The organism is Tessaracoccus sp. (genome assembly GCF_016714275.1).
GTDB lineage: Bacteria > Actinomycetota > Actinomycetes > Propionibacteriales > Propionibacteriaceae > Arachnia.
In genome coordinates this window covers 1,568,564-1,581,729 of the sequence record NZ_JADJNP010000001.1, presented here as the reverse complement: position 1 = coordinate 1,581,729, position 13,166 = coordinate 1,568,564, and the positions used below count along the sequence as shown (strand labels likewise).

At 69.0% G+C, this 13,166-nt stretch carries 8 protein-coding genes; 6 read left to right on the top strand and 2 right to left on the bottom strand.

The genetic code is table 11. From position 1 onward, the window contains the following. Nucleotides 1-84 precede the first annotated feature (84 nt). The 6 genes from IPJ61_RS07310 to IPJ61_RS07285 all read left to right on the top strand — a co-directional run bounded on the left by IPJ61_RS07310 (nucleotide 85) and on the right by IPJ61_RS07285 (nucleotide 9,762). Entirely contained in the window at nucleotides 85-678 is a 594-nt protein-coding gene (locus IPJ61_RS07310; RefSeq protein ID WP_297105604.1) for an ATP-dependent Clp protease proteolytic subunit, read from the top strand. After that, complete coding sequence (locus tag IPJ61_RS07305; protein WP_297104794.1) at nucleotides 678-1,325, top strand: ATP-dependent Clp protease proteolytic subunit; 648 nt, start codon at nucleotides 678-680, stop codon at nucleotides 1,323-1,325. The genes IPJ61_RS07310 and IPJ61_RS07305 overlap by 1 nt, the downstream gene beginning before the upstream one ends. Before the next feature lie 102 nt (nucleotides 1,326-1,427). Continuing rightward, complete coding sequence (clpX, locus tag IPJ61_RS07300; RefSeq protein ID WP_297104791.1) at nucleotides 1,428-2,708, top strand: ATP-dependent Clp protease ATP-binding subunit ClpX; 1,281 nt, start codon at nucleotides 1,428-1,430, stop codon at nucleotides 2,706-2,708. Between the two features lie 64 nt (nucleotides 2,709-2,772). Further along, nucleotides 2,773-6,015, top strand: a complete 3,243-nt coding sequence (locus IPJ61_RS07295; RefSeq protein WP_297104788.1) for a S41 family peptidase — start codon at nucleotides 2,773-2,775, stop codon at nucleotides 6,013-6,015. Between the two features lie 80 nt (nucleotides 6,016-6,095). After that, nucleotides 6,096-8,843: a CHAP domain-containing protein gene (locus IPJ61_RS07290; protein ID WP_297104784.1), complete on the top strand. Its 2,748-nt coding sequence runs from the start codon at nucleotides 6,096-6,098 to the stop codon at nucleotides 8,841-8,843. Between the two features lie 100 nt (nucleotides 8,844-8,943). After that, complete coding sequence (locus IPJ61_RS07285; RefSeq protein WP_297104781.1) at nucleotides 8,944-9,762, top strand: CHAP domain-containing protein; 819 nt, start codon at nucleotides 8,944-8,946, stop codon at nucleotides 9,760-9,762. 6 nt (nucleotides 9,763-9,768) lie between these two features. Here IPJ61_RS07285 and valS read toward each other — a convergent pair whose 3' ends face one another. Both valS and IPJ61_RS07275 read right to left on the bottom strand, forming a co-directional pair. After that, complete coding sequence (gene valS, locus IPJ61_RS07280) at nucleotides 9,769-12,312, bottom strand: valine--tRNA ligase (protein ID WP_297104778.1); 2,544 nt, start codon at nucleotides 12,310-12,312, stop codon at nucleotides 9,769-9,771. A 26-nt stretch (nucleotides 12,313-12,338) separates the two neighbouring features. Further along, nucleotides 12,339-13,157: a DsbA family protein gene (locus tag IPJ61_RS07275; RefSeq protein ID WP_297104775.1), complete on the bottom strand. Its 819-nt coding sequence runs from the start codon at nucleotides 13,155-13,157 to the stop codon at nucleotides 12,339-12,341. Nucleotides 13,158-13,166 lie beyond the last annotated feature (9 nt).

Sequence of the window (13,166 nt, the reverse complement as noted above, 5' to 3'; positions counted from 1 at the left end):
TGAACATCGCGGCGCCGCGCTTGGGAGGTTGCGAATTGCCGGTAAGTTAGCGGGGTGACTCAGACTCGAATCGACGACCCCCGTATGGCGGGCCCCGGTGGCGGCCTCGGGATGACGGACAACGTCTACCAGGCATTGCTGGCCAACCGGATCATCTTCCTCGGTTCGGAGGTGCGCGACGAGAACGCCAACGCGATCTGCGCGCAGATGCTCCTGCTGAACGCCGAGGACCCGCACAAGGACATCTACCTCTACATCAACTCACCCGGCGGCTCGGTAGACTCCGGCATGGCGATCTTCGACACCATGCAGTGGATCAGCAACGACGTCGCCACCGTCGCCATGGGCCTCGCGGCCTCTATGGGGCAGTTCCTGCTCTCCGCGGGCACCCCCGGCAAGCGGTTCGCGCTCCCGCACAGCCGCATCATGATGCACCAGCCGTCCGGTGGTCTCGGCGGCACGGCCTCCGACATCCGGATCCAGGCCGAGCAGTCCCTGCACATCAAGCGCACGATGGCCGCGCTCATCGCGAAGCACACCGGCCAGACCGTCGAGCAGATCGAGGCCGACTCGGACCGCGACCGCTGGTTCACCGCGGAGCAGGCCCTCGAGTACGGCTTCATCGACCACGTCTACGAGCGCGCCTCGCAGATCACCTCGGAGGCTCCGAACCAGTGATGACGACCAACTTCATGCCGCAGGGCATCGCGCCGAAGGGCCCCGAAATGAACTACTACATCCCCCAGTGGGAGGAGCGCACCAGCTACGGCGTGCGCCGTGTTGACCCGTACACCAAGCTGTTCGAGGACCGCATCATCTTCCTCGGCACCCCCATTAACGACGACGTCGCCAACGCCGTCATGGCGCAGCTGCTGTGCCTGCAGTCGATGGACCCCGAGCGGCAGATCTCGATCTACATCAACTCGCCCGGCGGCTCGTTCACCGCGCTGACGGCGATTTACGACACGATGCGCTACATCAAGCCCGACATCCAGACGGTGTGCCTCGGGCAGGCCGCGTCGGCCGCTGCGGTGATCCTCGCGGCGGGCACGAAGGGCAAGCGGCTCGCGCTGCCGAATTCGCGCATCCTGATCCACCAGCCGGCCACCGAGGGCGGCTACGGTCAGTCCTCGGACCTGGAGATCCAGGCCAAGGAGATCCTGCGCATCCGCTCTCTCATGGAGGAGATGCTGGCCTCTGACACCGGCCAGGACGTGGCGAAGGTCAGCCGCGACATCGAGCGTGACAAGTACCTCACGGCGACCGAGGCCAAGGAGTACGGCATCGTCGATGACATCCTTCCCTCGCTGAAGGACCTGTCCTAAGCCGACGGCGCGCTGGCCGGGTGTGTCTCGCCCGGCCAGCGCGGCACCACCGGGGTAGGGTGGCAAAAAGGGTCAGATCGAATCGAACCGAAGGGGGTAGGCGTGGCACACATCGGCGAGTCCAGCGAACTCTTCAAGTGCAACTTCTGTGGCAAGAGCCAGAAGCAGGTCAAGAAGCTGATCGCAGGCCCTGGCGTCTACATCTGCGACGAGTGCATCGGCCTCTGCAACGAGATCATCGAGGAGGAGTTCCCGGCATCGACGGAGTCGGTGCTCGACGACGAGCTTCCCAAGCCGCGCGAGATCCGCGACTTCCTCGACTCCTACGTGATCGGCCAGGACAGGGCGAAGAAGACCCTCTCGGTCGCGGTCTACAACCACTACAAGCGCATCCAGGCCATGCAGGCCCCGCAGGGACGCCGCGGCGAGCACGACGACGTCGAGGTCGGCAAGTCGAACATCCTGCTGATCGGCCCGACGGGCTGCGGTAAGACCTATCTCGCCCAGACGCTCGCCCGCATGCTCAACGTGCCGTTCGCGATGGCGGATGCGACGGCGCTCACGGAGGCGGGCTACGTCGGCGAGGACGTCGAGAACATCCTCCTGAAGCTCATCCAGGCCGCCGACTTCGACATCGCGAAGGCCGAGACGGGCATCATCTACATCGACGAGATCGACAAGGTGGCCCGCAAGTCGGAGAACCCGTCGATCACGCGCGACGTGTCGGGCGAAGGCGTGCAGCAGGCTCTGTTGAAGATCCTCGAGGGCACCGTCGCGTCCGTGCCGCCGCAGGGTGGCCGCAAGCACCCGCATCAGGACTTCCTGCAGATCGACACCACGAAGGTGCTGTTCATCGTCGGCGGCGCCTTCGCCGGCCTCGAGACGATCATCAACCAGCGGGTCGGCAAGCGCCCGCTCGGGTTCAACGCGTCCGCGGACGCCCGCCGCCCGGACGCCGACCCGTTCTCGCTCGTCCGTCCCGAGGACCTGCACAGCTTCGGCCTCATCCCGGAGTTCATCGGCCGCCTGCCGATGATGACTACCGTCGAGCCGCTCGACCGTGAGGCGCTCACCCGCATCCTCATCGAGCCCCGCAACGCGTTGACGCGTCAGTTCCAGAAGCTCTTCGACCTCGACGGCGTCCAGCTCGACTTCGAGGACGAGGCCATCGAGGCCATCGCCGACAAGGCGCTGAGCCGCGGCACCGGCGCCCGCGGGCTCCGGGCCATCCTGGAGGAGCTTCTGCTCGACGTGATGTTCGACGTCCCGTCTGAGGAGGACATCGCGCAGGTGATCGTGACGAAGGCGGCCGTCGACGGCGAGGAGGAGCCGATCCTGGTGCCGCGCGCCAAGCTGGCACGCCGCCGCAACCTGTCTGCCTGAGCGGGTCGGCCCGGGCGGATCTGGGCCGAAATCGTCGTCGGTGCGGGGCGGTATCCTCGCCCTCATGGTCTACTCCCGCTACCCCCATCTTCACCGTGACAACGTGGTGTTCGTCGCCGACGACGACCTCTGGCTTGGCCCCCTCGCGGGCGGTCGCGCGTCGCGGATCACGCTGGGGGAGGCCACCCCGCGCAACCCACGATTCTCGCCCGATGGCGCCCGCGTCGCGTTCACCTCGACGACGGAGGGCGGCTGGGACGCGTACGTCGTCGAGCTGGACGGCGGCACCCGCAGACTCACTTGGCTGAGCGCAGGTCGCATGCTGGTGTCGGGGTGGCTCGACGACGAGCACGTCCTCCTGTGCTCGGACCACCAGGCGGTGCACCGGATGGACGCGCGTTTGTACTCGCTGTCCCTCGACGGCCGCCTGGAGCGCCTGCCCTGGGGAGCCGCGACGTCGGGGGCGGTCAGCCGTAAGGGCCGCGTGGCTGTTGCGTCGGCGAACTTCCGTGACCCATCGGGATGGAAGCGGTACCGCGGCGGGATGGCGGCGCAACTGCACGTGTCCACGGACGGCTCGGGCGACTGGCGGCGCGTGCTGGCGGATGTGCGCGCCGGCCTGTTCTGGCCCACCTGGGTGGGGGAGCGGCTGGTCTTCACCTCCGACCTCGGCGACGGCCCGGACGTTCAGGCCCAGGTCTGGTCCGTGAACTCGTCGGGGCATGACCTGCGCCGGCACACCGCCCACACCGTCGACGACGGCTACGTCCGTGATGCCGCTGGCGACGGGACGGGCGTCGTCTACCACGCCCGCGGGCGGTTGTTCCACCTCGCGGGCCTCGACGCCGAGCCGCGGCCGATCGAGCTGAGCACCGCCGTCGGCCGCCCGCGTCCCGTGCAGGTGGCGCCCACGGATCGGCTCGACGCCATCGCCCCGGATCACGGCGGCGACGCCTCGCTCGTCGAATGGCGCGGGGCCGCCTACCTGCTCACCCATCGTGGCGGTCCGGCGCGCGCGTTGGCAGACACCCCCGGCGTCCGCGTGCGCGAGCCCCACTTCCTCGACCGGACGGGGCGAGGCGTGTGGGTCAGCGACGTCGACGGCGAGGACTGCCTGGAGGTCCGCCAGATCGACGGTGACGCGAAGCCGCGCCGCATCGCGACGGGCAGGCTCGGGCGGGTCCTCACCCTGGAGCCGAGTCCCACGGGCGCGAAGGTCGTCGTCGGCAGCCACGACGGCACCGTGTCGCTCGTCGACGTGGCACGTGGCTCTGTGAAGCGGATCGGGCGCTCGACGGTCGGTGAGCCCACCGGCTTCGCCTGGTCGCCCGACGGCCGCTACGCGGTGTGGCGCAATGGCGTCGGCAACGAGGGCCTGCTGGGGCAGCTTGTCGGCTACGACCTCAAGGAAGAACGCGCGTTCACCCTGACGAGGGGTCAGTTCAACGACTTCTCGCCCGTGTTCACCCGCGACGGAAAGTACGTGTGCTTCCTCTCCAGCCGCACGATCGACCCGTCGTACGACGAGCTGGGCTTCGACCTCTCCTTCACCAACACGATCCGCCCGTGGCTCGCGCCGCTGAGCGCGCTCGAGCCCGCCCCGTTCGGCCCGACGGCCGACGGCTGGCCGCTGAGCGATCCCGAGGACAAGGACGAGAAGGACGGGACGGGCGACGACAAGCCCGCCGCCGGTGACGCGCAGACCCCGGCCGAGCCCGAGCCGGGAGTTGAGCTCGACGTTGCGGGCTTTGAGGACCGCATGGTGCCGTTCGCGGTGCCTTCCGGTCGCTACACCGCCTTGCAGGCCACCAAGGAGGGCGTCGCCTGGATCACGCTGCGCGCGTTCGGCGAGCTGGGCGCCGCCCGGGCCGGCGTCGACGGGGAGATCAAGGACGCCGTCGAGCACTACTCGTTCAAGACCCGCAAGACCACCACCGTCGTCGACTCGTGCGACGGCGCCGCCGTCTCCGGCGACGGTGAGCGCCTCGTCGTGCGCAGCGGCGAGGACGTGTGGGTGCAGCCGGCCGAGCACGCGCCGGGGGAGGACGACGACGCGCGCGTGAACATCGACCTCAGCCGCCTGCGCCGGGCACTCGACCCCGCCGCCGAGTGGCGGCAGATGTTCGAGGAGAACGCCCGCCTGATGCGCGACCACTTCTGGCGCGAGGACTTCGACGGTGTCGACTGGGCAGGCGCGGTCGCGCGGTATCGGCCGCTGCTCGCCGACCTCGTCACCCACGACGACCTCGTCGACGTGCTCTGGGAGACGATCGGCGAGCTCAACACCTCGCACGCCTACGTGGTGCCGCCGCTCGGCGGGGACGATGCGCCGCGGGTCGCGCACCTGGGCGCCGAGTACGCGCGCAACGCGAAGGGAGAGGTCGTGATCACCCGCGTGCTGCCGGGCGAGACGTCCGACCCCTCCGCCCGGTCGCCGCTGCGGGCGGCGGGGGTGGCGGCACAGCCGGGTGATGTGATCGTCGCGGTGGATGGCCACCCGACGACGGGGGCGCCATCGATCGGCGCGCTGCTCCTGGGTGCCGCGGAAAAGGTCGTCGAGTTGACGCTGGCAAGGGGCAGGCAGAAGCGCAGGGTCGCCGTCGTGCCGACGGCGCGGGAGACGTCGCTGCGCTACCACGAGTGGGTCGCGGGAAGGGTCGAGTACGTGACGCGCGCCACCGGCGGGCGCGTCGGCTACATCCACGTCCCCGACATGGTGGCCACCGGCTGGGCGGAGTTCCATCGTCTCGTCGACAGGGCGATGCGTTGTGAGGCGGTCGTCGTCGATGTGCGGTTCAACGCGGGCGGGCACACGTCCGAGCTGGTGATCGAGCGGCTGATGCGCCGCGTGATCGGCTGGATGGGTGGGCGCCACCACGACGTGCCGGTCAGCTATCCACAACAGGCGCGCCGCGGCCCGGTCGTGTTCGTGACCAACCGCTTCGCGGGGTCCGACGGTGACATCGTGACCGCCGCGGCCCAGAACCTCGGGCTGGGTCCCGTGGTGGGGGAGCGCAGCTGGGGCGGCGTCGTCGGTATCGACGGGCGGTTCACGCTCGTCGACGGCACCGAGGTCACGCAGCCGCGCTACTGGACCTACTTCGACACGCAGGGCTTCGGTCTGGAGAACCACGGCGTAGACCCGGACGTCGTCGTCGAGATGGGGCCCGCCGACTGGGAATCGGACGCGGACGTGCAGCTCGACACGGCGATCGGCCTCGCGTTGGCCTCTCTCGCGGAGGCTCCTGCCGCGCGCCCCCCGGCCTTTGAGGCACCCCGGTTCGCGCTGGACGGCCGAGCCATGTAACCTCTGCCCCAGGCTGACCGACCGCTTCCCCATCTTTGTCGGCTGGATGGTGTTCCTACCCCCCAAGGAGCGGTTTTTCCATGCGCGGATTTTCCACGCGTCGTGCCAGTTTCCGTGCCGCCGCGGCGGCCCTGGCCGTCGCGCTCGTCATCGGACTGGCAGGCGTCACTCTGCCTGCCTCGGCAATCACCTGGTACACGAAGATGTGTGTCGGCTTCTCGCAATGCGAGGGGCGCGGGTACGGCAACGGCGGCTACAGCGCCGTGTACAAGAAGTCACACTGGAACATGTACGGCGGGCACAACTGCACGAACTACGTGGCGTACCGGCTGATTCAGCGAGGCATCTCGCAGTTCACGGTTCCCGGCCGCGGCAACGCCAAGTACTGGGGCGAGCACGCCAAGGCCGCGGGCTACGCGGTCGACGGCTCGCCCCGCAAGGGCGACGTCGCCTGGTGGTACGACATGGGCTCGGCCGGCCACGTGGCCATCGTCGAGTCGGTGAACCTCTCGGCCGGCACGGTGGTCGTGTCGGAGGACCACTGGCAGGGCGACTTCAACTGGCGCACCTACAAGATCTCCGACATCACCGGATTCCTGCACGTCGGGTCGTCGGCCTCCGTGGAGTCGCCCCCCGCGACGACGCCGCTGACGGCGGGAACGCCGACGATCTCCGGCACCGCCCAGGTCGGCAAGAAGCTCACGGCCGCGCCGGGCACCTGGGACTCCGGCGTGTCGTTCGCGTACCAGTGGCTCCGCGACAAGAAGGCCATTGCGGGCGCGACGAAGTCGTCGTACACGCTGACCGGGGCCGACCTCGGCGCCAAGATCACCGTGAAGGTCACCGGCTCGAAGAAGGGCTACCTCTCGGCCGCGAAGACATCGGCGGCGACCGCGAAGGTGCTTGTCGGAGTGCTGACGAAGACGCCGGTCCCCGCCATCGTCGGCGAGGCGAAGGTACTCAAGAACCTCACCGCCGACGCGGGCGCGTGGTCGCCGTCGGGCGTCGAGCTGACGTATCAGTGGCTGCGCGACGGCAAGAAGATCAAGGGCGCGACGGCGCCGTCGTATGTGCTGTCCGAGGTGGACCTCGGCGCGCAGGTCGGCGTGACGGTGACGGGAGCGAGGGACGGGTTCACCAGCGTGACCACCGCGTCCGAGCCCACGGAGGCCGTGGCAGTCGCCGACATCGTGACCGCTCCGGCAGCGCGGCCGACGCTCGCAGGCACTCCGAAGGTGGGGCAGAAGCTGACGGCGAAGACAGGCGCGTGGGCGCCGTCGGGCGTTACCCTCGGCTACGCCTGGTTCCGCGACGGCGCGGCCATCAACGCCGCCAAGAAGTCGTCGTACACCCTCACCGCCGATGACCTCGGCGCGCGCATCAGCGTGCAGGTGACGGGCGCGAAGAGCGAGTACGTCGACGCGGTGATCACCTCCGAGCCGGCGCCCGCCGTCGAGCTGGGGACGCTCTCGACGACGCCGAAGCCGACGATCTCCGGAACGGCCAACGTGCTCAGGAAGCTCACGGCCAAGCCGGGGACCTGGGCGCCGACGGACGTGAAGCTGTCGTACCAGTGGCGACGCGACGGGAAGTCCATCAAGGGCGCGACCGCGGCCAGCTACCGGCTGACCGCAGCCGACCGCGGCGCGAAGATCAGCGTGAAGACAACGGGCAAGAAGGCCGGATACACCACCGTGTCGACGACCTCCGTGTCGACGGCAAAGGTCGGCGCCGCGCAGCCGGTGACGGCGCCGAGCACGAAGACGACCATCTCCGGTACCGCCCAGGTCGGCAAGAAGCTGACGGCGAAGACGGGTACCTGGAAGCCGTCGACGGTGAAGCTGGTCTACACCTGGCTGCGGGACGGCAAGGCGATCGCGGGGGCGACCTCGTCGTCGTACACCCTGACGGCCTCGGACCGCGGCGCGAAGATCAGTGCGACGGTGACCGGCACGAGCCCCAGCTACCTTCCGGTGACGAAGCCCTCCGCGGCCACGAAGGCCGTGGCGGCGGGCGTGCTGTCGGCGACGCCGAAACCGGTCCTCTCTGGAACCCTGCGCGTGGGCCAGGAGCTGACGGCGACGGCGGGGGCCTGGAAGCCGGCATCGACGAAGCTGGCCTACACGTGGCTGCGCGATGGCGTTCCCATCCCGGGCGCGACGGCGTCGAGGTACACGTTGGCCGCCGAAGACCTCGGCGCGAAGATCACCGTGACGGTGACCGGTTCGAAGGCCGGCTACACCAGCGTCATGACCACGTCGTCGGCGACGGCGATGGTCAAGATCGGGCGGTTCTCGCCGCCGGTGCCTGTGGTCTCCGGCCGGGCGAGGGTGCTGGCGACCCTCGCTGTCGACACGGGCGCCTGGGCGCCGACCGACACGGCCTTGGCGCTGCAGTGGCTGCGCGACGGCGTCGACATCGCCGGGGCGACGGGCGCCACCTACAAGTTGGTCGTCGAGGATCTCGACGCCGCGATCAGCGTCCGGGTGACCGGGGTCAAGGAGGGGTTCACCTCCGCGGCGATCACGTCGGTGCCGGTGGTGGTCGGCGATGCCGAGGCCGTGGCGGCGCCGAGCGCGAAGCCGACGATCTCGGGCACCGCGAAGGTGGGAAAGAAGCTGACGGCGAAGCCCGGCACCTGGGGCCCCGCACCGGTGACGTTGACCTACCAGTGGCGGCGCGACGGCGTGGCGATCGACGGCGCGACGAAGTCGACCTACACGCTGGTCAAGGCCGACAAAGGCGCCAAGATCACGGTGAAGGTCAAGGGTAAGAAGAGCGGCTACACCTCGGTGTCGAAGACCTCGACGTCGGTGTTGATCGGCTGACCTTGCATTCCTGAGAGTTCTTCAGGTAGCGTTCAGGTCGGCTGACCGCTTCCCCTCTTGTCGGCTGGAGTCCTGACCCCGACCCCTGGAGCGGAACCGAATGCGAAGCAGCACCCGCCGGCCTGTCACCCTGAGAGCGTTCGTCGCGCTGATCTCCGCGGCCTTGGTCGTCGGCCTGTGGGGGCTGGCCGCGCCGGCAGAGGCGTTGTCGAGGTCGCCGAAGGAGTGCGTCGGGTTCTCGACCTGCTCGAAGCTCGGCTACGGCAGTTCCGGCTACTCGAAGGTGTACCGGAAGTCGCACTGGGGCATGGTCGGCGGGCACAACTGCACGAACTACGTGGCCTATCGTCTGCAGCAGGCGGGCGTGAAGAAGATCACGAAGCCGGGCAGGGGGACCGCGAAGCACTGGGGTCCCGCCGCGAAGGCGAAGGGCATCAAGGTCAGCAAGAAGAACCCGAAGGTCGGCGATGTCGTCTGGTGGAGCGCGAAGGCCTTCCGCAACAGCACGGGACACGTCGGCTACGTCGAGGCGGTGAACAGGAAGGCCGGCACCGTGCTCGTCTCGGAGGACAACTACCGCGGCAACTACCAGTGGCGGACGTACAAGATCTCCGAGGTGAGCGGCTTCATTCACGTGGGGGACGACGTCCGCAACGCCGTGAAGGGCAAGACGCCCGCGATCACCGGCGAGCCGCAGGTCGGCGAGAAGCTGAAGGCGAAGGCGGGCGCGTGGCGGCCGGGCGCGGTAAAGATGACCTACCAGTGGCTGCGCGACGGCAAGAAGATCGACGGCGCGACGAAGTCCACCTACGAGGTGAAGAAGGCCGACAAGGACGCCGAGATCACCGTGAAGGTGAAGGGCGCCAAAGCGGGCTACGCCTCGACAACGAAGACCTCGAAGGCGATTGTCGCTGGCTGAGCGCGGTTACTCGGCGAGTTCGACGTCGACGGTCAGCGGAGCCTCCGACTCGGTCCAGGTGACCTCGCCGACCAGGCGGCCGACGGCGCGGAGGTCCGGCTCGATCCGCCGCAGGCGGGCGATGGTCGCCGCCGGGCCGGCGAATGCCGCACGGGACACCTCGGCCTTCATCGACACCTTCGCCGTCGACTTCGCGCCGCGGATGGCGATCAGCGCCGCGGCAACGTCGTCGAGCAGGGCGGGGTCACCGTCGGTCGCTAGCTCGTCTGCCGTCGGCCAGGCGGCCAGATGGATCGACGAGTCATTCGTCCAGCGCCAGACCTCCTCGGCCACGAACGGCAGGAACGGCGCGAACAAGCGCAGCTGCGTCTCCAGCGCGAGGAAAAGGGCGGCCTGCGCGGACGCCTTCTCCTCCGGTGAGCCGGTGTAGGCGCGCTCCTTCACGAGCTCCAGGTAGTCGTCGCAGAACGACCAGAAGAACGTCTCCGCGGCCTCTAGCGCCGTGGTGTAGTCGAACTCCTCGAAGCCGGCGGTCGCCGCATCGACGACTCCTGCGAGTCCCGCGAGCATGGCCGTGTCGACGGGGTTGGTCACCGCGGCGAGGCCACCGGGCTCCTCGGCAAGCGACAGCACGAACTTGCCCGCGTTCAGCACCTTCATCGCGAGGCGACGCCCGACCTTCATCTGCGTCTCGTCGAACGGCGAGTCCATCCCGGGGCGGGCCATCGCGGCACGCCAGCGGACGGCGTCGGAGCCGTAGCGGTCGAGGATGTCGGTGGGCACCACCACGTTACCCTTCGACTTGCTCATCTTCTTCCGGTCGGGGTCGACCACGAAACCGGAGATGGTCGCGCGCTTCCACGGCAGGGAGCCGTTCTCGAAGTGGGCCCGCACCACGCGGCTGAACAGCCAGGTGCGAATGATGTCGTGGGCCTGCGGGGCCATGTCCATCGGGAACGTGAGCCGGAACAGCTCGTCGTCGCGCTCCCAGCCGGTGGCTAGGTGCGGGGTCAGCGACGATGTCGCCCACGTGTCCATGATGTCGGGATCCGCCATGAAGCCGCCCGGTACGTTGCGCTGCGCCTCGTCGTAGCCGGCGGGGGCGTCGCTCATGGGATCGACGGGGAGCGACGCCTCGTCGGCGGTGATCGGGTGGTCGTAGTCCGGCTCGCCCTCGGCGTCCAGCGGGTACCAGACCGGGAACGGCACGCCGAAGAAGCGCTGCCGCGAGACCAGCCAGTCGCCGTTCAGGCCGCCGACCCAGTTCTCGTAACGGTGCCGCATGTGGTCCGGCGTCCACTTCAGCTCGTCGCCGAGCTCCAGGAGCCGGGCCTTGAGGGCGTCGTCGCGGCCGCCGTTGGTGATGTACCACTGGCGGGTGGCGACGATCTCGAGCGGCTTGTCGCCCTTCTCGTAGAAGTTCGCCATGCGGGTGGTCGCCTTGGGGTCGCCGTCGAGGTCGCCGCTCTCGCGCAGCGCGGCGACCGTGGCCTCGCGGGCGGAGAACGTCGTCTTGCCCGCCAGCGGCGCATACGCCTCGTCGTTGACGATCCACTCGGGCGTCTCGGACTGGAGCCGGCCGTCGCGGCCGATGACCGTGCGCGTCGGCAGGTTCAGCTCGCGCCACCAGGTGACGTCGGTCAGGTCGCCGAAGGTACAGCACATCGCGATACCCGCGCCCTTGTCGGGCTCGGCCGCGTGGTGCGCCAACACGGGAATCTCCACGCCGAACAGCGGCGAGGTCACCGTCGTCCCGAACAGGTCCTGGTACCGCTCGTCGTCGGGATGCGCGATCAGCGCGCACACGCTGACCAGCAGCTCCGGGCGTGTGGTCTCGATGTAGACGGGGGAGCCGTCGGGCTTGTGGAACGCGACGCGGTGGTAGGCGCCGGGGTACTCGCGGGCCTCCAGCTCGGCCTGCGCGACGGCGGTGTGGAACGTCACGTCCCACAGCGTCGGCGCGTAGCTGAGGTAGGCCTCGCCGCGGGCGTGGTTGCGCAGGAACGCCTTCTGCGCGACGGCCTGCGCGTCGGAGGAGATGGTCGCATACAGCGTCGACCAGTCGACGGAAAGGCCCAGCTGCTTCCACAGGTCCTCGAACGCCTGCTCGTCGACCGCGGTCAGCTCGTGGCACAACTCGATGAAGTTGCGGCGGCTGATCGGCACCTGGCGCTTCGGGTCGGGCTTCGCCGGGGGCTGGAAGTCGGGATCGTAAGGGATCGACGGGTCGCAGCGCACGCCGTAGTAGTTCTGCACGCGGCGCTCGGTCGGCAGGCCGTTGTCGTCCCAGCCCATGGGGTAGAACACGCGCTTGCCGCGCATCCGCTGGTAGCGGGCGATCGTGTCGGTGTGCGTGTAGCTGAAGACGTGGCCGACGTGCAGCGAGCCGGACACCGTGGGCGGCGGGGTGTCGATCGAGAAGACCTCGTCGCGGCTGTCCGGGCGGTGGAACGCGTAGGTTCCCTCCTCGCCCCATACCTGTCCCCACTTGGCCTCCAGGCCTTCGAGGACGGGCTTTTCGGGCAGCGAGCGACGATTCGGCGTATTCACGCGGGCAATCCTAGCCCGCGCACCGGCTACTTCTCGATCTGCTTGCCGCCCTTCTCCCAGGACTGCGCGAGGATCTGGTAGAAGCCGTCGGGGGAGTTGTCGACCACCGGCTGACCGGCGTTGTCGACGAGCCCGGGCAGCTGCTCACCCGAGACCAGGTAGACCGGCGTGCCCCGCAGCCCGTCCTTGCTCCACTGCTCCTGTGCGCCCGCGGTGAAGTCGTTGAACGCGCGGGTGTCGAACAGGTCCTGGAACTTGGTCAGTGCGTCACCGGTGATCCCGGCCTGGTTCGCGAAGTCCTCGCGGAGCTGACGGGCGGGGTACGCCGCTGCCGCCTCCTTGTGGTTCGCGAAGATGACCGCCTGGTACTGGGAGTAGAAGCCGACCTCGTCAGCGGCCGCCGCGGCGACGGCGGCGCGGCGCGACGGCCCGTCCTCCGCTTGGCCGTCGAGGAAGTGAACAGTGCGGTACTCGGCCGTGATCCTGTCAGCCTTCACGAGTTCCTCGATGGCCTCCCCGTAAGCAGCCTCGTACATCGCGCACCAGGGGCACTGGAAATCCTGGTAGACGATCAGGTGCGGCTTGTCCGTCGACGGCTGCTTGCCCTCCAGGAGAATGCCGTGGTTCGCGGTCGCGTTGGGCGGCGTCAGCTGCTCGGTGGCCACCGGCTTGTTGGTTGGTGCGGCGAGCGCCTGCCAGATCACGATTCCCAGGACGACGACCGCGACGAGGGCGAGGAGGCCGAGACCCGCGCCGACGATCCGCTTGGTCTTCTTGGTGCGCTCCTCGAGCTCCTGCTGCTGCCGCAGGGCGGCGCGCTTGCTGAGCGATGAGTTGTTCGACATGCGGAGGTC